This is a genomic window from Methylophilus sp. DMC16, assembly GCF_056314045.1.
On sequence record NZ_JBQUZC010000001.1, the window covers coordinates 1,032,773 to 1,053,557 of the forward strand.

At 49.5% G+C, this 20,785-nt stretch carries 16 protein-coding genes; 14 read left to right on the top strand and 2 right to left on the bottom strand.

Annotated features, from left to right (window positions below):
• Window positions 1–1,380 (bottom strand): PAS domain-containing protein, encoded by a 1,380-nt coding sequence (locus ACT53D_RS05000; RefSeq protein ID WP_476154806.1) that lies wholly within the window; start codon window positions 1,378–1,380, stop codon window positions 1–3.
• Between the two features lie 41 nt (window positions 1,381–1,421).
• Here ACT53D_RS05000 and ACT53D_RS05005 point away from each other — a divergent pair, with 41 nt between their 5' ends.
• From ACT53D_RS05005 to ACT53D_RS05070, 14 genes are all read left to right on the top strand, one after another.
• Entirely contained in the window at window positions 1,422–3,266 is a 1,845-nt protein-coding gene (locus ACT53D_RS05005; RefSeq protein ID WP_476154808.1) for a histidine kinase, read from the top strand.
• A 17-nt stretch (window positions 3,267–3,283) separates the two neighbouring features.
• Window positions 3,284–3,922 (top strand): two-component system response regulator NarL, encoded by a 639-nt coding sequence (narL, locus tag ACT53D_RS05010; RefSeq protein WP_049639842.1) that lies wholly within the window; start codon window positions 3,284–3,286, stop codon window positions 3,920–3,922.
• Window positions 3,923–4,271: 349 nt separating this feature from the next.
• Window positions 4,272–5,960: an APC family permease gene (locus ACT53D_RS05015; RefSeq protein ID WP_476155592.1), complete on the top strand. Its 1,689-nt coding sequence runs from the start codon at window positions 4,272–4,274 to the stop codon at window positions 5,958–5,960.
• Window positions 5,961–6,167: 207 nt separating this feature from the next.
• A complete protein-coding gene (locus ACT53D_RS05020) occupies window positions 6,168–7,277 on the top strand; it encodes an aminomethyl transferase family protein (RefSeq protein WP_476154810.1) in 1,110 nt (369 codons plus the stop codon).
• Between the two features lie 200 nt (window positions 7,278–7,477).
• Window positions 7,478–8,269 (top strand): ZIP family metal transporter, encoded by a 792-nt coding sequence (locus ACT53D_RS05025; RefSeq protein WP_338657483.1) that lies wholly within the window; start codon window positions 7,478–7,480, stop codon window positions 8,267–8,269.
• The gene (locus ACT53D_RS05030; protein ID WP_476154812.1) at window positions 8,266–9,246 is read left to right on the top strand and encodes a CobW family GTP-binding protein; all 981 of its coding nucleotides are present in this window, start codon (window positions 8,266–8,268) and stop codon (window positions 9,244–9,246) included. Before ACT53D_RS05025 ends, ACT53D_RS05030 begins: the two co-directional genes overlap by 4 nt.
• Window positions 9,234–10,496, top strand: coding sequence for a zinc metallochaperone GTPase ZigA (gene zigA, locus ACT53D_RS05035; RefSeq protein WP_476154814.1), 1,263 nt, complete (start codon window positions 9,234–9,236; stop codon window positions 10,494–10,496). Before ACT53D_RS05030 ends, zigA begins: the two co-directional genes overlap by 13 nt.
• 1 nt (window position 10,497) lies before the next feature.
• The gene (locus tag ACT53D_RS05040; RefSeq protein WP_476154816.1) at window positions 10,498–11,202 is read left to right on the top strand and encodes a DUF1826 domain-containing protein; all 705 of its coding nucleotides are present in this window, start codon (window positions 10,498–10,500) and stop codon (window positions 11,200–11,202) included.
• A gap of 101 nt (window positions 11,203–11,303) precedes the next feature.
• A complete protein-coding gene (locus ACT53D_RS05045; RefSeq protein ID WP_275354983.1) occupies window positions 11,304–11,648 on the top strand; it encodes a hypothetical protein in 345 nt (114 codons plus the stop codon).
• A 64-nt stretch (window positions 11,649–11,712) separates the two neighbouring features.
• Window positions 11,713–13,827: a TonB-dependent receptor gene (locus ACT53D_RS05050; protein ID WP_476154819.1), complete on the top strand. Its 2,115-nt coding sequence runs from the start codon at window positions 11,713–11,715 to the stop codon at window positions 13,825–13,827.
• A 320-nt stretch (window positions 13,828–14,147) separates the two neighbouring features.
• Window positions 14,148–16,205 carry a TonB-dependent receptor gene (locus tag ACT53D_RS05055; protein WP_476154821.1) on the top strand — a complete coding sequence of 686 codons (2,058 nt, stop codon included), beginning with the start codon at window positions 14,148–14,150 and terminating at the stop codon, window positions 16,203–16,205.
• The gene (locus tag ACT53D_RS05060; protein WP_476154823.1) at window positions 16,202–16,912 is read left to right on the top strand and encodes an ABC transporter ATP-binding protein; all 711 of its coding nucleotides are present in this window, start codon (window positions 16,202–16,204) and stop codon (window positions 16,910–16,912) included. The genes ACT53D_RS05055 and ACT53D_RS05060 overlap by 4 nt, the downstream gene beginning before the upstream one ends.
• A complete protein-coding gene (locus ACT53D_RS05065) occupies window positions 16,909–18,315 on the top strand; it encodes a DUF3526 domain-containing protein (RefSeq protein ID WP_476154825.1) in 1,407 nt (468 codons plus the stop codon). Before ACT53D_RS05060 ends, ACT53D_RS05065 begins: the two co-directional genes overlap by 4 nt.
• On the top strand, window positions 18,312–19,607 hold the full coding sequence (locus tag ACT53D_RS05070) for a DUF3526 domain-containing protein (protein ID WP_476154827.1): 1,296 nt from the start codon (window positions 18,312–18,314) through the stop codon (window positions 19,605–19,607). The genes ACT53D_RS05065 and ACT53D_RS05070 overlap by 4 nt, the downstream gene beginning before the upstream one ends.
• Here ACT53D_RS05070 and ACT53D_RS05075 read toward each other — a convergent pair.
• A complete protein-coding gene (locus tag ACT53D_RS05075) occupies window positions 19,604–20,659 on the bottom strand; it encodes a M14 family metallopeptidase (protein WP_313988888.1) in 1,056 nt (351 codons plus the stop codon). The two genes, ACT53D_RS05070 and ACT53D_RS05075, sit on opposite strands and share 4 nt — an antisense overlap.
• Between the last annotated feature and the right edge of the window lie 126 nt (window positions 20,660–20,785).

The window sequence follows — 20,785 nt, forward strand, 5'->3', positions numbered from 1 at the left end:
TCACATGAAATACTTTTGTAAGCGCTGTATGGCCTGCGACCCATCCTCTTGAGCCACGTCGGTAATGAAGCCTTCAAGTGCTAACAACTCTCCAGCACTTGAAAATACCCCTTTACCCTGCTCTAGTACCCATTTAATCGCGCCAGAACGCGTATAAATACGATAAAGTAATTGGAATTTTTGTTGATGCCTGATTTTCTCTTGCACATGATCCCAAGCGATATTGCGGTCCTCAGGATGAATAATCTGGGCATAGGAAAAGTTGGGGTTGCCTATCATTTCATACGGCTCGTAACCCGTGATGTCAACCGCGCCTTCACTGACAAATTCAAAACTCCAGTTTTTATCATTTTTACAACGATAAATCATGCCAGGCGTATTGTTGATGAGCGCATTAAGCAGATGACGATGGCTTCTTTTGGTAGACTCCGTGAGCTTCATTTGGCTGATATCGGTCAGGGTACCGATGATGCTGGATCGTTCGCCCTTGTATGCGGTGGTGTTTTTAGCACGCAACTCCACCCAATGAGAATCGCCATTTCTGGCAATCAGACGAAACTCGACAACGGTCTTATTGCGCTTTCCTTGAATCAGAGAAGTGATTCTCGCCTCAGCCAACGGTTTATCTTCTGGATGCACAAAAGTAAGTAAGGTTTTATTGAGACATTCTTGTACTTTGTAACCTAACATCGATTCCCAAGAATGATTTAAGAATATGATTTCTTGATTCACTTTAAGATAAAACACAATTTGTTCTATGTGATTGATGAGTTGCTCATGTATTGAGTTTTCAAACTCACTGGATTCCACCATCTTTTGTGAAAGGCTTGAAGAGAATTGGAGTAAATTGACCACAGATCGACTGTCTTCTTGTATGGGTGAAACGGAGACGTGTGCCGGTAAAATGCTGCCATCCAGGCAGAGCATACGAATGCGTAAGTGATTCTTTTTATCTTGTGTCGCCGTTGTCTTTGCAAATAGAGAAGCCAGCAGCTGATGGTCGCCAGGATGAATAATATTGGTCAGTGGCATCCCGACCACTTGCTCCTGCATGCTTAACATGCCAATTTCCATCAGAAATGCTTTGTTCGCAAACTTAACAATGTAGCCATCAATGACTGCGGCAGGCGTAGAAAGATTGCTGGACACATCGTTGGCCCAAGTCACGCTATGATCCATCGATGGCTTGGGATGACGCGTATAATGTTTACGAAAGATGGGGTAGATTGCAATCAACAACAAGGAAGTCAATGCGGTGGTTGCAGCGATCATCAATGCAGATAAATGCGTGTTAAATGAGGCGCCAGATACCCACCATGCGTTAAAGACGATAAAAAAAATGACACTCAATATTAGTGTGCTAAAAACAAACAAACTCATCTAAGCGCCTTTCGCGGGAAATTTCAATTCCGGAGTCATCCTTGAGCATTCAATTTGCAAACCTGATCAAAAGCATCAAAGATCTGACAATACACACATTGTATGCAAAGCTTATCATATTAATTTTTTGTATTACTTCCAGCTTGATACTCATGCAGGCTGGCTCTCTCTTTTTGCTCGACTACACTGCTAATAATCAAAAAGTCATTCAAGACATCACCAAAGAGCAGATTTTCTGGCAACATTTTTCTGACACCGCCATCGGAGAAGCGCCCGAGCAATTGACCGAAGCAATCCTTAAGGCCGATCCCCATTTACGCTTTGACCTAGGCAAAATGGTGGCACAGATTAACAGTCATGATGCCACGCAAGTCAACCAACTGTTGCAGAAACTCAGAGAAGCAAGAGAAAAAATCAGTGACAGCCACTTTCAACAAGCGTCCATCATCTCGCAACGACTCACGGTTCAGACCTTAATCTCAAGCTATGAGCAATTGGTCGCGCTATTGTTGCAAGAGGTCGAGGCAAAGCAATCAGTGATTTCACTGCTGCAGCTGCTGAGCATTTATTTAGCCATCAGTTGCTTGATCACCATCGCGTTTAGAGCGAGAAAGCTCCTGGTTCATCGTCTGGATACGCTAGTCAGTTTTGCTGGCCAAGACGCGCAAAATGAACAGCGCGAGCAGGATGAAGATGAGTTTGTCAAAATTGAACGTCTGGTCTACGAAACCTCGGCAAGACTAGAAGGGTTTAAAGCAGAAAACGAATGGTTCAATCAAAATAGCAGTGAACGCCTGCGTCGATTAATTAGATCACAAGACTTTCTGCATGAATTTGTAGAATCTATCAACAACACTTTATTAAGCGAAACGGTCTTACGCAAAAGTTTATTCTCGCTGGAAAAGGCCTTAAACATTTTAAATGTCTCTCTCATTTTTACCGAAAATGACTTCGGCATTTCGACAGAACGCGTTTTATTTTCCAATCACAAACCAGAAAAATTCAGTGACGCCATTTTAGAAGATCTCACCACAACCAATCTGGTGAGATTCTATACCAATGACAATTCGCCACATGGCAATGGCTTTCAATGCATTGCAGTTGGCTTCGTCACCCCCACGGGGGCATTGGGCGTGTTACAGGTCGAGGCGGATATTGAGCATGTGTTTGATGAAACAGAAACGCAATTGATAGAACTGACGGCGCATCTACTTTCTATGGTGATGGGTTTCCAAGGACGGGAGCAAGAGGGGCGGCGTCTGGCATTGTTAGAAGAGCGTGCGGCCATTGCCCGTGAATTGCACGACTCTCTGGCGCAATCACTGTCGTTCATGAAAATTCAAATTTCGCGGCTGCAAAGTGCAAGCAACAACCAATTAGAGACGAATGAATTTCGCGGCATTGTCAACGAATTGCGCGATGGCTTGAATACGGCTTATCGTGAGCTACGCGAGTTATTGGCAACCTTCCGCGTACATATGGATGTGCGGGGATTAAACTCGGCAATTCAAACTGCCATTGATGAGTTTAGCCAACGCTCCAACCTATCCATTTCCCTGGATAATCGTCTGATAAACTGTCGCTTGACTGTCAATGAAGAGTTTCATATTTTACATGTATTGCGTGAGGCACTCTCCAACGTAGTGCGCCATGCAAACGCAAGTAGAGTGGAAATCTCACTTAATTTTCAAAGCAGTGGAACCATCATTGTCATCGTTGATGATGATGGTATTGGCTACACCGCCACTGAAGCGTCTGGCCATTATGGACAGAGCATCATGCAAGAGCGGGCAGAAAGCCTGGGGGGAAATGTTGCGGTTCTCAGACGCAAACAAGGGGGCACGCGAGTGCGCTTGATTTTTACGCCACAGTTGCCTCAATCATAGAAAGACATTTAAAAATGATGCAGACCCAATACAAAGTGTTCTTGATCGATGATCACGCCCTCTTCCGCAAAGGGGTAGGACAAATCATAGATGCAGACCCTGCATTCAAAGTGATCGGTGAAGCCGCCTCAGGGCAAGAGGGTTTGGATACTGCCATTGGCTTTAAACCAGACATTGTATTGATAGACCTCAACATGAAAGGAATGAATGGCATAGAGACCTTACGCCAATTTAAAGCGTTAGATCTCACTGCCAAATATGTGGTGCTGACGGTGTCAGATGCTGAAGACGATTTATTAGAGGCCTTGCGCGCAGGTGCTGATGGCTACTTATTAAAAGACATGGAGCCGGAAGACCTCTGTGCCAACTTAAAAAAAGTCGCTAATGGCATGACGATTATTCAAGACACACTCACTGAAGTGCTAAGAACAGCCCTTTTAGAGCCCAAACCTCAACGTAAAGATGAGCAGGCTTCGCTCACTGAGCGTGAAAGAGAAATATTGCAATGTCTCAGTGACGGACTCAATAACAAAACCATTGCCCGCAAACTTGGCATTAGCGACACCACCGTGAAAGTGCATATCAAACATTTATTGAGCAAACTTAAATTAAGCAGCCGCTTAGAAGCCGCAGTCTGGGCACACAATCAAAAATAAGGTGTACTAGCGCAGACCTCGTGCCTTTTTAGCGCTCAGCAAAAAGGTCTTTCACATCGTGCGTAGGCGCAAAGTTACGCATACGCACCTATCAACACGTTCTAACGCTCCCCCTCCAACGCTCCTTTGAAATCTTCTCCAGCTACCCCTTAAGGAGTAATCCGTAGTGAGAATTTAGTAAACAGCTGCAAATCATCAAAATAGATTCCATTGTGGATGTATTGACTTAATCCCATGTGCAGTTGATATCTGATTGTCATTGAACGTTGACCTTCTTATTAGCCTTTCTTGAAGTCAGTAGATAGGTGAAAAAAAAGAAGGCTTTTAGGGAAGGGAACATAAAGTGAGTATAAATTCTTCGATTGATATATCTCAAGCCAGCTTTGCAGGTGGTGCTGACAGCAAGCACACGTTGCATCGCAAGATTGGTTGGCAAGGTGCCTTTTGGGTCGTCAGTGGCGTGCCAGCGCTTGTATTGTTTTCTATGGGAGCCATTTCGGCAACGGTAGGCAAACCGGCTTGGTTGGTATGGGCTATTTCTATCACATTTGGTTTTATTCAAGCATTTACGTATGCAGAAATTGCAGGCTTGTTTCCACATAAATCTGGCGGTGCATCGGTATATGGTGCGGTTGCATGGGTAAGATATAGCAAGTTTATCGCGCCAGTCTCAGTGTGGTGTAACTGGTTCGCATGGTCTCCAGTATTGGCTATCGGTTCTGGATTGGCTGCAGGCTACATTTTAAGTGCCTTATTTTCCCCAGATGCCGCCATCAACACCTGGCAAATTACTCTCATGGATTTGAGTAGCATTAAAGCTGGCTTAAGCTTAAGAATTAACGCAACGTTTATTCTCGGGGCTGCCGTTTTACTCACAGTGTTTTCGATACAGCACGGTGGTATTTTACGTTCTGCCAAAGCAACTATGATCCTGGGGGTCACAGCTTTAATTCCACTCATGCTGATAGGCTTGGTGCCTATCCTCACCGGCGACATGCCTATGGCGAATTTCTTTCCCTTGGCGCCTTTAAGTTATGACACAGCCGGGAATGTGATTGATGGTATTTGGAATATTGAAGGCTGGAAATTAATGGCGGCGGGCTTGTTTATTGCTGCCTGGTCAACGTATGCCTTTGAAACCGCCGTCTGTTACACACGAGAATTCAAGAACCCTAAAACAGATACTTTTAAGGCCATTTTCTACTCAGGTTTGCTGTGTATTGCGGTGTACACACTGGTGCCCATCGCTTTTCAGGCGCATTTAGGCTTAGGCCATTTGGTGACGCCAGCGGTGACAGATGCCGCGGGTAACGTAACGACTGGCGCGGTATACGATGGGATGTTGGCACCAGACATTTATAGTGGCATGGGCGTTGCCGGGGTGTTGTCGAGTATGTTGGGCGGCTCCAAGCTGATTGTGACAGTATTGGTGATTATGCTGGTTTTGGCGCTTTTGCTCTCGATCATGACCTCCATGGCCGGTTCTTCTCGTACGCTTTATCAAGCCTCTGTCGATGGCTGGCTGCCCAAATACTTGTCTCAAGTCAATGAGCATGGCGCGCCTACCAAAGCGATGTGGACAGATTTGTGTTTCAACCTGCTGTTATTGCTGATGTCAGACTATGTGTTTGTATTGGCTGCATCCAATGTTGGTTACATCATTTTTAACTTCCTCAATCTGAATTCCGGCTGGATACACCGCATGGACAGACCGAACTGGGACCGCCCTTACAAAGCACCTACTATCCTACTGCTTCTAGGCGGCTTACTCGGTTTTGTTAACCTGGGATTGATGGGATTAGGCGCTGACGTCTGGGGGGCAGGCACCCTCAATGCCGGACTGTTTTTTGCAACCTTGATTGTGCCGGTTTTTATTTACAGACACTTCATCCAGGATAAAGGTGTATTTCCATCAGCCATGCTAGAAGATATGCAACTAGACAATGCGAAGGATGGCGTCATGAACCGCGCTGGCGTGCTCCCTTACATAGCGTTGCTGGTGGGCGTCTTCATTGTCTTCTGGCTGCATAGTATTTAGTTCAAATTGGAACGCGTGGCCTAACCAAGGGTGAGCAAGTTTGATTGCTCACCCTTTTTTAATACCTGCTCTGGGTGAGCTCAACTTTCTGAAGGTGTCACTTGAAGACAACTTTACTTCTTAAGTAGTACATCCTAAAGAGAGTGTTGAACAAATCTTTATTTTTATAGTATTCCGAATCATCAATTTAATGGGAGAAAAGTCATCATGTCTAGAAACTCAGTACTCAATATTCGACACCGGGAATTAGGGTCAAATTTAGATGGCGACATCTGGAATAATATGCCTATTCCTTGGAGCTATCACACGGATGTCCATGATGAAGTTGTCGCGGTGAGGAGTCGTGCTGGCTTATACGACGTGTCTGGCTTAAACATCATCAATGTGGATGGCTTAGATGCAGAAAAGGTCCTTGATAGGCTGGTGGCTAAGGACATCACCAAACTCGAACCCGGCCACAGTGTCTTGGCTGCAGAAACGGATGAATCGGGTGCAATTTGTGATGACATCATGATTATCAGAGACAGCGCCAATAGCTTTCGGCTCTCCCACGGCTCAGGCAAAACACCGGAAAACTTAAAAATGCTCTCGGCTGGCAAAGACGTGACCATCGCGCCCGATCTTGATGCGCATATTTTATCTTTACAAGGCCCTCGGTCCTTAGCGATATTAGCGCCGCATGTCATCGACTTTGACCTGGCAAGCTTGGATTATTTTAAGCACAAGCCCACCAGCCTATTTGGTAAAAATGTTGTCATTGCCCGCGGTGGTTATTCAGGAGAGCGTGGATACGAAGTCTATTGTAAGGGGCAAGATGCCATTGAAATATGGGATAAGATTTTAGAGGTTGGCAAGCCTTTTGGCGCGATTCCAGCCTCCTGGAACTCACTAGAGTTAACGCGCATTGAAGCAGCGCTCTTGTTTTTTCCATTCGAAATGCCTGAAGGTGATACCACGCCATGGGAGATCAACATGGGCTGGGGTGTGGACCTGGATAAAAAGGGAGACTACATCGGCAAAGCGGCTGTATTGGCGTCCAAAGGCAAAGAGCGGGTGAAACAAGCTGGTTTAATCTGCAAATCACCAACGAGTGTTGAGGCTGGCGCAAAAATAGTCAAAGATGGGGTAGAGATCGGTGTCGTCACCAGCGCCTCCTTTAGCAATTATTTAATGCAGTCTTTAGCCATGGTGCATTTAAAGCCAGAATACACAGCGATTGGAACGGCAGTAGAAGTGGTGTGCAGCCATCAAAGAGTGTCAGCCTATGTGGCCCCTACCCCCTTTTATGATCCTATGAGACTAAGGACGCACGCTTGATGACGATAGCGCGTGCGATATCAGGCTGTCGATGTTGCATGCGCATCTAACGATGATGAGATCGTAAAAATACGTATTGCGTAAGTAGCAGGCGCCTATGAATGGGATGCCTGCTTTTTTTACACACAAAATTGCAACATTGTTGCAATTAAATCCCCCACCCTTTAAAATGCAACAAAATTGCATTTTAAAGTTCAAGCATGTTATTCCCCAGTTTAATGCTGGCCTGTACCGTAGGTGGTGTGGTTTCGGTACTGATCGCCGGCTGGTTATCAAATACCCTGTTCGCCAATCATGCGCGGCGCATGGTGGCATTTGCCGTGGGTGTATTGCTCGGGTTTGCTTTCACGGATTTATTACCGGAAGCCTTGAATCAGGGCATCAACCTGACCAACGCGGGCTGGATGCTAGTTGCAGGCATGTTGCTATTTTTCATTCTGGAGAAGCTGGCATTGTGGCGGCATTTCCATCATGCGGACGCTGCACCTGTTGCTACTCATCCTGTAGAAAAGCAGTCTGGCGGCCAGGTGGCCATTATTTTGCTGGGCGACGGTATCCATAATTTTGTCGATGGCATCTTGCTGGCAGCCAGTTTTCTGACAGATATCAAGTTGGGCTGGGTGACGGCGTTTGCGATTGTCGCGCATGAAATCCCGCAAGAGATTTCAGACTTTATGGTGTTGATTAATGCTGGCTTGAGTAAACCCCGTGCGCTCCTGCTAAATATGCTCTCGGGCTCGGCCATGATTGTGGGCGGCTTGGTCGGCTGGTTGAGTTTTACGCATATTGCGCCGCTGATTCCGTACGCCTTGTTACTGGCCGCCGCCAGTTTTATCTACATCGCCCTGGCAGACTTAGTGCCAACGCTGCAAACGCAATATCGCCCGCAGGATTTACTAGTGCAATGCCTGTTGATTGCTTGTGGCCTTGGCGTGGCTTGGCTTTCACCCTTTATCCAGCAACATATTGTCGATGTTTGGAGCAGCACATGACAGCAGGCAACGCAAAAATCCCGGTGACGATTTTAACTGGCTTTCTCGGCGCGGGTAAAACCACCCTGCTCAACCGCATACTGCAGGAGCAACACGGCCAGCGCATAGCCGTGATTGAAAATGAATTTGGCGAGGCCGGTATCGATGGTGAGCTGCTGCTTCATGGGGACGAGCAAATCGTGGAAATGAACAACGGCTGCATTTGCTGCACCGTGCGTGGCGACCTGGTGCGTATTCTCGGTGATCTGGCGCAAAAACGTGCAGCGCAGAAAATTAGCTTTGATCGCGTCATTATCGAAACCACGGGCCTGGCCGACCCGGCGCCTGTTGCACAAACTTTTTTTGTCGAAGATGACGTCTATGCCAGCTATCACCTGGATGCGATTATCACGGTGGTGGATGCGGTGCATGCCATGCAGCAACTGGATGCGCACCATGAAGCGCAAGAGCAGGTCGGGTTTGCTGACCGTATTCTGCTGTCAAAAACGGATATGGTCACGCCAGAAGCAGTGAGCGCGCTCTCGGCAAGGCTGCATAACATCAACTCCCGGGCCACCATTCACAGCGTGCACTTTGGCCAAACCGACCTCAGGCAGATTCTGGATATTGATGGTTTTTCACTGGATGCCATCCTGGAAATCGAACCAGACTTTTTGCGTGATGTGAGTCATGCGCATGACGACGACGTCACCTCGTTTGTGTTTAGTAGCGAGCGGCAGTTTGACCTGCAAAAACTGGAAATCTTTCTCGAAACCATCATCCATGATTACGGCCCGCAGCTACTGCGTTACAAAGGCATTGTGCATGCCTACAACGATCCACAACGCATTGTTTTTCAAGGCGTACACATGCTCATGAGTGGTGACCATACCACGCAATGGCAGCCTGATGAGCGCAAAGTGTCTACGCTGGTATTCATCGGTACCGACCTCCCTAAAGAATTTTTCATGCAAGGACTCAATTTATGTCTGGTTTAAGCGCGTCTCACCTCAAAAAACTCCCTGTCACCGTACTCTCCGGCTTTTTGGGCGCGGGGAAAACCACGCTGTTGAATCATGTACTCAATAACCGCGAAGGCAAGCGGGTTGCCGTCATCGTCAACGACATGTCTGAAGTCAATATCGATGCCCAGCTGGTACGTGACGGCGGGGCCGAGCTATCACGTCAGGAAGAAAAACTGGTGGAAATGAGCAATGGCTGCATCTGCTGCACTTTGCGAGAAGACTTGCTGGTCGAGATCACCCGCCTGGCCAAAGAAAACCGCTTTGATTACCTGCTGATTGAAACCACCGGTATCTCGGAGCCTTTACCGATTGCCGAAACCTTCACGTTTGCCGATGAGGAAGGTGTGTCACTAGCTGACGTGGCACAACTCGATACCATGGTCACGGTGGTGGATGGCTACAATTTCCTCAAGGACTACAGCTCACAGGAAAGCCTGACCGACAGAGGAGAATCCCTGGGCGAGGACGATGAACGTACCGTGGTTGACCTGCTGGTCGACCAGATTGAATTTTGCGATGTGCTGGTGTTGAATAAAACTGACCTGATGACGCTGGAGGAAATCGCCCGGCTGGAAGGCATCCTCAAAACGCTGAACCCGCGTGCACAGATCCTGCACAGCAGCTTTGGCAAGGTGCCGTTAGACCGCATCATGCATACTGGCCTGTTCGACTTTGACCAGGCTGCAGAAGCGCCTGGCTGGCTGCAGGAGCTGCGTGGCGAACATGTGCCAGAAACCGAGGAATACGGTATTTCTAGCTTTGTTTACCGTTCACGCACGCCGTTTCATCCACAACGCTTATGGCAATGGCTCAATAGCGAATGGGCAGGCGTGATCCGCTCCAAAGGCCGCTACTGGATCGCCTCGCGTCCCGAGTTTTGTGCCATGTGGTCGCAAGCGGGTGCGGTCACGCGCACCGAGCTTGCGGGCATCTGGTGGGCGGCAACGCCGGCCAACTATTGGCCGCAGGATACAGACAGCCTGCAACATATCCGTTCACGCATGCAAGCGCCTTATGGTGATCGTCAACAAGAGTTGGTCATTATTGGCATGGAGATGGATAAAGCGGCGCTAACGGCAAAATTTGATGCCTGCCTGCTGACAGAAAGCGAGCTGGCATTGGGCATGGACGCCTGGCGCAAGTTTGAGGACCCATTCCCCCGCTGGGCGGTAGAAGAAACCGTTGAAACCAACGACGATATGCAGATATTGGAAAGTGTCTAGCATGTTGTCGGTTGCCAGCCCCCCTCAAACTGCTCCACTTGCGCCTACGCTGACACCAGCAAGCGAGTCCTTGACCTTTAACCCACTGCAAATGCTGCCGATCTTTGAGCCCGAGCAGCAAGTCTGTCTTGTACGCCGGGAGGCGCAAACTGCAATCAGCGACTACCTGCAGCTGGCAGCGCGCAGCTTGGCGCCTGGACTGCGCAACGTGATTTCATTGCAGCCCGCACTTGCGCCACAGTTGTGTACTTTGCCGTTGCCTGCACAGCCGGGCCGCGAAGTGTTTATTCAAGAGCTGGCACAATTGGTAACGGTGTTTGCCGAGCTGCTGGATTGCCAGACCGTGGGCCTGCGACTGGAAGTATTGCAAAAAGCCATGTGCCCGCAATTTCATGTTGACCATACCGGAATTCGGCTGCTGTGTACCTACATGGGGCCAGGCACCGAATGGCTGGAGGAAGCATTTGCCGACCGCAGTTATTTAAAGCACCGCAGTCACTTAAACCCGCCAGGACTCAACAACCAACAGCGTGCAGGCGTGGTACTCGATGCGCGTGGCATCAGACAGGCAGACGCCTTTGATATCGTATTGCTCAAAGGTAGTCAGTGGCAAGGGAACACCGTAGGCGGCGCCATTCATCGTTCGCCTGTGGTGCCAGAGGGGCAGACACGCGTCGTACTCGCGCTGGATGCCATCAGGGGTTAACGCGCTGTGATGAAAATAACTTGCCCGATTCATGAGTGTGTCATCAGAACATGGCTAGATAGCGGACGCGCTCATCGCAGGTTTTTTAATCGCCAGACTGCATGCTAAATCACTACATACGGACCCGACTCAATCAATGGCTGCTAGGCGCCCTGCTGGCAGTCTTGCTGTTTTTTGTATTTGCGCAGCAGCATGCGATTGCGCACGCCATCTCTCACCTGTCTGAAGAGATTAATCACACCCTCAAGCATGACAAAACCAGCCAGGACAATCTGTGTGAAGAATGCCTGTGCCTGGACAATCTCCCTGACACGCTGCTGCCAGGACGTCCGCTACTGCTACATGCACCAGACCTCGTCACATCAGCCCAAACCAGCCATACCGTTTTACATACCAAACCGTCCTATCGCCGCTACGCTGCGCGCGCACCACCTCTTTTCGTTTGAGCCCTGATAACCCCAACACAACCAGACGAAAAAGGCCTCAGCGTGAGGCCAAGAGGACAACTTTATGAAGATCAAACGCATCATTTCTGTAGCGGTGGGCGGCCTGTTTGCCAGCTACCCTGCAATCTCAGTACTGGCAGAACCGGTGGATGAAAGCGCACTCGAGCTCGATAGCGTGCAAGTGACTGCAGAACGGTTCAGCAAAATCCGTAATAGCCTGTCACCCGCCACGGGCGGCAGCATATATCGCTTTGACCAGAAAGATATCAGCAATATTCCAGGCGGTGAAAACAACAGCTTTAACCAGATTTTGTTACGCGCCCCTGGCGTCGCTAATGACTCTTATGGGCAACTGCATATCCGTGGCGATCACGGCAATATCCAATACCGGATTAACGGCGTCATCCTGCCGGAGGGCATCAATGGTTTTGGTCAGATTCTGGATACGCGCTTTGCCGATAAAATCAATCTGCTCACCGGCGCTTTGCCTGCGCAGTATGGCTACAGAACGGCCGGGGTGATTGAGATTGAGACCAAGAAAAACTTCAAACCGGGCGGCAATGTTGGCTTTTATGGTGGCACCAGCGACACCGTCAACCCCAGTATTCAAATGCACAATTCCACGGGTGACTTCAGTTACTATGTCACGGGTTCTTATCTCTCCAATAATCGCGGCATCGAAAATACCACCGATAGCTACAACCCGATTCATGATAATACCCAGCAAACCAAAGGCTTCGCCTACATGTCGTACTTGCTGAATCCGGAAACGCAAATTGTGGCGATGCTGGGCTCTTACTATGGCAATTTTCAAATCCCTAATAACCCGGCGCAGGCGGCCAACAGCGACTATCTCTCGGCCTTAGGTTTGTCTGGCTATAATTCCTCCAGCCTGAGAGATCACCAGAACGAACGTAACCAGTACGGCATACTGGCCGTGCAGAGCTCCATTGGCCCTGATTTCGATTACCAGGTTTCGCTGTTCACACGCTATACCAGCACCACTTATACGCCGGATATCACGGGGGGCTTGGCCTTTAATGGCGTGGCCTCGCGCGTGTTTAGAGACAGCATGAGTAATGGCTTGCAAGCCGATGGCAGCTATCACTGGGGCGATAGCCACACCATCCGCATGGGGATGTTTACCAGCACCGAAGATATCACCAGCGACAATACCGCCAATGTGTTCCTGACCTCGGGCGGCACGACGACCAACACCCAGGCCACCATTGTTGATAACAATCACAAAAACGGTAACACCTTGCTGGCGCTTTACTTGCAGGACGAATGGAAAATCAACAACAGCCTGGTGATGAACTATGGCGTGCGAGCCGACAAAATGAATGCCTATGTCAGCGGCGGCCAACTCAGCCCACGCCTGGGCCTGGTATGGAATGCCACGCCTGAAACCACCTTCCATGCTGCCTACTCAAGATACTTTACACCGCCTCCGACGGAGTTGGTCGGCACTAAAACACTGGCCTTATTCAGCAATACCACCAATGCTGCGTCCAGTGACCTCAATGGCGCAGTCAAACCCGAGCGCTCACATTATTTTGACGTCGGCGTCAGTCACCAGTTAACGCCCAAACTCACCGTGAGCTTTGACAGCTACTACAAAATTGTCCAGGACCTGATTGATGAGGGTCGCTTTGGTGAAGCCTTGGTCTACACGCCTTTTAACTATGACAAAGGCAGAATTTATGGCTTTGAATTGACCGCGAGCTATAAAGACGAAGCCTTTTCAGCCTATGCCAACCTCTCACGCTCCATGAGCCTGGCCAAGAAAGTCGTCTCTGCACAATATAACTTTGAGCAAGATGAGCTGGACTATACCGCCAATCATTGGGTGCATACCGACCATGACCAGCGCTACACCGCGTCCGCCGGCGTCGGTTACTTATGGCAAGGCTATCAACTCAGCGCCGATGCGTTCTTTGGCAGCGGCCTGCGCCGTGGCTTCGCCAATACCGAACACATGCCCGCCTACACGCAGGTCAATCTGGGGGCCAGCACCATGATCAACGCAGGCACCCTCGGCAAGCTGGAAACCAGGCTGGCCATCATCAACCTGTTTGATAAAAAGTATGAATTACGGGATGGCTCGGGCATTGGCATTGATGCGCCACAATTTGGGCCACGCAGAGGGGTGTTTATTGGTCTGAATAAATACTTTTAATCTGCTGCAACGCTAATCATGTGATGGACCAAGGATCTCTGATCATCGTTTGATCGGCGGTCCATTCCCCGATTGAAGGATCAAAAAAGTGACAGTCCATCACAACAAGCGCACACAACGAGGCTGCTGTGTGTTTTTTCTACACCAGACATTGTTTTTTTAAGGAGAAGTCGCATAGATCACTTTACAATCATTCTTATTTAACAGCTTTAGCCCAATAAAAATAAAACATATTGCCTCAGCCACCGTGTGAGATGAGGCACAAAGAGAACACACTGAACCAGATTGATGAATACGCAGACTTACAGGGAAGATAAATCATGATGTACCCAAAAACGATTGCCAGCCTGCTGGCAGTCATGCTGTTCCCGGCGGTAACGGTTTATGCTGAAGACTCGGTAGAACTGGACCCCTCCAAACAAAGCAGTAAAGCCAAGAAAAATGAAGCACCGGTCACCAGTGTCGAGCTGGATAGCGTCGTGGTGCTTGGCAAAAAAGAGCAAGTCTCAGCCACTGATAAAGGCCTGGCAGGCTCGGTAGATGTCATTACGCGTCAAGAACTCGAGTACGAACACGTCACCGATACCCTGGAATTGTTTAGCAAAACACCAGGCGTGGTGCTGTCTCGCTTTAGTCAGGGCATTGTCAATACCGAAGTGTCTATCCGCGGTTTTAGTGGCGATGGCGAAACGCCCAATGCCAAAGTGCTGGTAGACGGCATTCCGTCTAACTTGTTCTCAGGTCTCAGTGAGCTGGATTACCTGTTCCCCACCAACATTCAGAGTGCCCAAGTATTTAAAGGCACCAGCGACGCTTCGACCGGCCTGTTTGCCACCGCAGGCAACTACAAGGTAGAAACCCGTAAAGATATCGGCAAGCAATTGCAATTTGGTTATGGCAGCTTTCAAACCCGCGAAATGCAAGGCTACTATGGTGAAAAACAAGGCGATTTCACCCAAAACTATGCGATTGGTTATCGCAAAGGCAATGGCTTCCGCGCCCATACCGAAAATGAAAAAATTGCCTTATCTGGCCGTTGGCAGCTGGATTTCGAGCAGTCCAGCCTGGCATTGAGCGCCAAGTATGGCAAATACAATTCGCCTGAAGCACCGGGTTTTATGTCTAAAGAACAAGCGCGTGATGACCGCAGAGGCGTGGCTCCCAATGCACTCAACGATAGCGGTGAAAAAGAATTCAAGCATTTAAGCCTGCATTACGATTACTTTTTTAATAACGACCTTGATTTAAGCCTGAAAGCTTATTGGCAGAACTTTGGTCGTGAACGCAATGTACGTTTTTTTGGATCACCAGGCCTGGAACATCGCTTGGAAGACGAGACCTCGATTGGCTTTGTGAGCAAGTTAAACTGGAAAATCAATCCCAGCTGGGCTTTTGAAACCGGCTACGATATTGAACGCCAGCATGTTGATGAATTCCGTCAACGCTTGACCACTATCCGGCGCAATGCCCAATACAACTTCACAGCACAAGGCATTTACGCCAAATTTGAAAACACGCCGCTGGACTGGTTACGCTGGAACCTGGCCTATCGGGTGGATTATTTGAACAGCGACCCTAGAAACCAGTTTGTGATTAATGGGAATACGCTCAGGACACGCATGCTGGATAACCAGACCATCGTACAACCCAAATTCAACTTATTTGCCAACCTGAATGCGCAGCAAACTTTATTTGTAAATGCCGGACGCAGCTTTCAAACACCCACTGGCGTTAACCTTAATCTCTATAGTACCAATGGCCCGACCAACGTAAAGGTTGCGATCAACGATGGCTGGGAATTAGGAATCAAGAGCCAGTGGCATCCTGATTTGAATACGCGTCTTTCTTATTGGCAACAAAAAGCTGAAAACGAATTTATTAATATTGACAACATTAACCAACTCATCGGTACCACCCGCAGGCAAGGGATAGATGCCAGTTTTGACTATGCGTTAGACGAGCAATGGCACTTTTGGGGCAATGTGTCACGGGTAGAGGCCATTATCGTGAAACCGGATGCATTACATCCGCAATTCAAGGATAACTCGGTCCGCAGTATCCCCTCTTACACCGCCTCGCTGGGTCTGCAATATACGCCCAATGCAAACTGGATTGCACGTGTTCACGTGGATAGCCAAGGCGACTACTACGTCAATGAGAGTAACCAGGGCGGAAAATACGGCGGCTATACGCTGACCAATGCCAATATTGACTATAAAACCAGCTGGGGACGCGTCAGCTTGTTAGCCAATAATATTTTTGATCGCTACTATGAGTATGTGTATGACTTTTCATCCACAGGTGCGACCAACCAGCTTAACTTCGCCCCAGGTACTGGCCGTAACTTTATGCTCACAGCAACGGTGGATTTTTTATGACTGCATTGCTATCGATTCAACAGCTAAGCCTGGGGTTTTCCAAGCGGAAAATTCTAAATCAGCTTGAGCTCAACTTACAGGCAGGTGAAGTCGTCTCTGTGCTTGGCAGCAATGGCGCCGGTAAATCAACGCTGCTGAAAAGTATTTTAGGCTTACATGACACGGCCGAACAAACAGGCAATATCCTGATTGCCAGTATTGATATCGCGCAGGACCGCCAGCGGGCGCTATCGCACCTTGCCTATGTGCCGGAGCACCCTGCCGTATACGGACATCTCTCTGCGATAGAGAATATCCGTTATTTCTTAAGCCTGGCCGATATAGATCATGAAAAGGATATTGCCAGCTGCCTGACCATGGCTGGCTTACCGGAAACAGCCTGGCATCGGTCTTGCGGTGAATATTCCAAAGGTATGAAACAAAAGGTAATGCTGGCATTTGCGCTGGCCAAACAGGCAACATTGCTGTTACTAGATGAGCCTAATTCAGGGCTGGATCCACAGGCTACCGAAGACTTAAACCAGCTGATTGTGCAATGCAAAGAAAGTGGCATGGGCGTGCTGGTGGTCACGCACGATGTGTTGTCCGCCATTGTTTTTTCTGACCGCTTGCTGATGCTGACCAATGGGCAGTTGCAACCGGTAATGCTGGACCAGTCAGCACTGACACTGGATAGCCTGAAAAAACTGTATCAGGGGCAGGCATGAGCGCATTGATCTGGAAAATCGCCTGCAATGAATGGCGCAGGTTATGGCATGCGCGGGTTCCGGCATTGTTATTGATGGTACTGGTGACATTATGGGGCATTGCCGCCATTGCCGCCCATCACCATTGGCAAGATCATGCACAGACTGTGGCTAAGGTGACAGCGCGCAGCCAGCATGACTGGCAATCGCAACCCGACCGTCATCCGCACAGGGTCTCGCATTTTGGCGATTTCGTCGCCAAGCCGGTTCATCCGCTCAGTGTGATCGAGCCCGGCATCCTCGACCAGTCTGGCCATCTGGTGTATCTGGAAGCACATCGCCTGAACAGCGCCAACTTCAACCCGGCGACTGAAGCCACTACGCTGGGCCGCTTTTCATTAATTACACCAGCCATGATCGTGCAATGGTGGATGCCACTGTTTTTGATCATGATTGCCTATGCCACCGTCACTGCCGATAAAATCACCGGCATCCTGGCTTTCATGCGCGGCAATGGCACCCCAGGCTGGGCGATTGCCGCCGGAAAGTGGCTGGCACTGTTTTTACCGTTGCTGCTTCTTTTGTGCCTGCAAGCACTGTTGACGCTGGCATGGAGCTGGCACAGTGATCAGTTATTGGCCAGGCTAGCTATCATGTTGCTGGCGCAAGCGCTTTACATTGCCGGCTGGTGCCTGCTGGTCGTCACCGTGTCCTGGTACAGCCGGCAACTGCATAGTGCCTTGCTGACCTTATTGCTGTGCTGGGTCTGTGTCTGCATCATTTTTCCGCGCGGGCTGGCGAATCTGGCCCAGATCGCCTATCCAACACAGCCTCGCGCAGAGGCTGAATACCATGCAGAAAGCAAGCTGCAAAGCATAGGTGACAGCCATAACCCTGACGATCCGCATTTTCAGGCCTTTAAACAGAGCATACTCAACAAATACCAGGTAAGCCGGATCGAAGACCTGCCAGTAAACTACCAGGGACTGCTGATGCAGGAAGGCGAGCGCCTGACCACGGCCGTCTACCGCGAACAACAGGCATTGCATGACGCACAGCTGGCAAAACAGAATGAAAGTATCCGGCACTGGTTATGGCTCACACCGGCATTGGCGCTGCAATATATACAGATGGCGGCTAGCGGCAATGACCTGCCGCACCACCAGGCGTTTATCCGGCAGTCTGAAGCCCGGCGGTATCAATTAATCCAATATCTGAACCAGATCCACACTTACAAAGTGGACCAGCATGACGATAAGAACACGCGTGTTTCTGCCGACTTTTGGAAGAACGCGCCCCGTCCCCCAGTGAATCTGCCACCGATGGCAGTCAGCCACGCCAGTCTGACAGCTGCCTTTCTGGTGTTGATTGGCTGGCTGTTATTGCCTGGCTCCTTGCTTGTTAGGGTTTCGCACCGACTATGAAACATGAATTCACTCTGCTGCTCAAGCAACGCAGCCTGACCCTATTGCTTTTGCTCAGCCTGGTACTGGTTAGTTTTAGCTTGTTAAACGGCTGGCAAAATATCCGTCATATCCAGTCCCAGATTTATCATGCGCAACAGGAAGAGACCATGCGCAAGCAGGACTTTATCCAGCACAACAGTCATGACGGGACACTTGAGGCAGGAGAAGTGGGCTATTACCTGTTCCACAACGTCTATTACCGCCCTGGCGAATGGAGCTTTATTGCCCTGGGCAACCGGCTGGTGGTGCCGTACGTGCAACGGATACGTTTACTCGGCTTGCAAAGCCAGCTTTACGATGGTGAGTCGCATCACCCTGAATATGTGATGCTGGGTACCTTTGACTATGCTTTTTTGCTGGTATTTTTTGCACCTTTGCTCTGTATCGCCCTGATGCATGACCTGAAAGCCAACGAGCAACAGGCGCAACGTTTACTGTTTTTGCATAGCCTGGTAAAAGAACCTGGTCATTTCTGGTTTAAACGGGTGTTATCCCGCTGGGTGCTTGTCACGCTTGTCTTCGTACTCCCGTTATTACTGTTTGCCGGGATGCACTCGCTTTCCTTGTCACCCCTGTTACAGATTTTGACAATTACAGCCTTATACACGTTTTTATGGTCTGTATTGTGTAGTGCAGTCAGCCTGCGCAAACGAGCGCTCAACGCCAACTTCAATGCCATGTTGCTGAGCAGCATTTGGGTCATGTTATGCGTGGTCTTACCGAATCTTTGCCAGCTATGGCTGCACGCCCGTTATCCCTTGCAAGACGGTAGCCAGCTTGCCATGCAGCATCGGCAATTGGTACATGGCGCCTGGGATTTGCCAAAAGAGGATACGCTGAAACCCTTCTATGCCTTGTATCCGCAATGGAAAGACACGCCGCCCGTCACAGGCCGCTTTCACTGGAAATGGTACTTTGCCTTTCAGCATATGGGCGACGTCCACTTGCAAGCACAAGTGGCTGCCCGGACACGAACCTTACAAATGAGGGCGGATGCCGCAACAAAAATCGGGCGGTGGTTACCCACGGTCTGGGCGCAAACACAACTGGAAGCGGTCGCATGCAGCGATATTAGCCATTTGCTAGTACACAGACAGCAGATAGAGAAGTTTCACACCCGCCTGCGTGAAGCCATCTACCCTTTTTTGTTTGAGGAGCGGGCACTACATCGCAAAGAGATTGAATCCATGCCAGTCTTTGACGCAAACGAGCCGTGCGCGCAAGGTGCGCATCCTGATGGCAACAGCTAAGGGGCCTTCACCACACCGATAGATATTGTGACTTCGCCCGCGCGTATCGGTGGCGTGGCATTTTGAATCAGGATGCGCCCGGCCACAGGCGCACGCAAAGTTTCAATCTTCTCGCCAAAATAATCCGTCACTTCACCTACGACCTGCCCTGCTGTCACCCAATCGCCAATGCTGGATTTGGCCGTAAACAAGCCGGTTTGCTGGCTGCGTAGCTCAACCATTTTGCTGTAATAATGAATTGGCGAGGCTACCTTTGTCCTGTGTTGCGTGCTGACATCTATCGTTTCAGGCGCATCTATCATGCCCAAGCCACTCATGGCCTGTGCACAAGCTTGCGTGATCATGGCCACAAAAGCGGCATCGCGCTGAGCAAACTGGCCGACTTCCAGCGTCAATGCAGGCTTGCCCCTGGTCTGTGCCGTATTCGGATATGAGATGGAATGATCAGGATCATTGGGCCTGCCGTCATAGAGCACAATGTCTGGCAATCCTAAAAGATCAGCAAAATGCTGTGTTCTGGCATCAAGCGCTGGCACGTGCAACACCGGGGAATACACATGTGGCCATAAATGCTGGTTGGCACTGCCAGAATGGATGTCAATCAGGTAATCCGTTTTGCTGATGACTTGCGCCGTTAAAAAATCGGCGATCTGCTCAGTCAGGGTGCCCTGTGCGCTACCAGGAAACACCCGGTTCAGGTTTTTCTCATCGACCGGACTCAGCGCAATGCGACGTGCATGAAAACCTTCAAGATTCGCCAGATGAATCAGAATCAGGGTCCCTTTCAAGTGTTCAGGCTGTATCTGCTTGCGCAACTGCTGCAAGGCCAGTATCGAAGGAAATTCATCGCCATGGATACCTGCTGTCAGGGTCAATACCGGTCCTGAAGTTTGCCCATGAATCACCGTCACCGGAATTGCCGTTGACGACACGGCCATCATCCACGAAGAGAGCGTGCCTGACGCAATCTGCTTGCCCGCCAAATCAAAGGCCTCCCTTGCATGCAAACTTCCCCAAGACAACAACAGCATGCAAAGCCAGCAGAAACGCATTTTTTCCTCCTCAATGATATGCAACATTGTTGCGGAATAAGGTGTATATGTAAAGCGTTAAACCAGCAGTGCGCTCGCCAACGGCGATGATTGAGCGAGCCATCGAATGGCTAAACGGATGAACTA

What these genes read in the sequence shown, in the direction of transcription:
- ACT53D_RS05030 (WP_476154812.1), top strand. Translation starts at nt 8,266, where the DNA reads ATGACAGCAGGCAACGCAAAAATCCCGGTGACGATTTTAACTGGCTTT.
- zigA (WP_476154814.1), top strand. Translation starts at nt 9,234, where the DNA reads ATGTCTGGTTTAAGCGCGTCTCACCTCAAAAAACTCCCTGTCACCGTA.
- ACT53D_RS05060 (WP_476154823.1), top strand. Translation starts at nt 16,202, where the DNA reads ATGACTGCATTGCTATCGATTCAACAGCTAAGCCTGGGGTTTTCCAAG.
- ACT53D_RS05055 (WP_476154821.1), top strand. Translation starts at nt 14,148, where the DNA reads ATGATGTACCCAAAAACGATTGCCAGCCTGCTGGCAGTCATGCTGTTC.
- narL (WP_049639842.1), top strand. Translation starts at nt 3,284, where the DNA reads ATGCAGACCCAATACAAAGTGTTCTTGATCGATGATCACGCCCTCTTC.
- ACT53D_RS05045 (WP_275354983.1), top strand. Translation starts at nt 11,304, where the DNA reads ATGCTAAATCACTACATACGGACCCGACTCAATCAATGGCTGCTAGGC.
- ACT53D_RS05050 (WP_476154819.1), top strand. Translation starts at nt 11,713, where the DNA reads ATGAAGATCAAACGCATCATTTCTGTAGCGGTGGGCGGCCTGTTTGCC.
- ACT53D_RS05020 (WP_476154810.1), top strand. Translation starts at nt 6,168, where the DNA reads ATGTCTAGAAACTCAGTACTCAATATTCGACACCGGGAATTAGGGTCA.
- ACT53D_RS05025 (WP_338657483.1), top strand. Translation starts at nt 7,478, where the DNA reads ATGTTATTCCCCAGTTTAATGCTGGCCTGTACCGTAGGTGGTGTGGTT.
- ACT53D_RS05065 (WP_476154825.1), top strand. Translation starts at nt 16,909, where the DNA reads ATGAGCGCATTGATCTGGAAAATCGCCTGCAATGAATGGCGCAGGTTA.
- ACT53D_RS05000 (WP_476154806.1), bottom strand. Translation starts at nt 1,380, where the DNA reads ATGAGTTTGTTTGTTTTTAGCACACTAATATTGAGTGTCATTTTTTTT.
- ACT53D_RS05040 (WP_476154816.1), top strand. Translation starts at nt 10,498, where the DNA reads ATGTTGTCGGTTGCCAGCCCCCCTCAAACTGCTCCACTTGCGCCTACG.
- ACT53D_RS05070 (WP_476154827.1), top strand. Translation starts at nt 18,312, where the DNA reads ATGAAACATGAATTCACTCTGCTGCTCAAGCAACGCAGCCTGACCCTA.
- ACT53D_RS05075 (WP_313988888.1), bottom strand. Translation starts at nt 20,659, where the DNA reads ATGCGTTTCTGCTGGCTTTGCATGCTGTTGTTGTCTTGGGGAAGTTTG.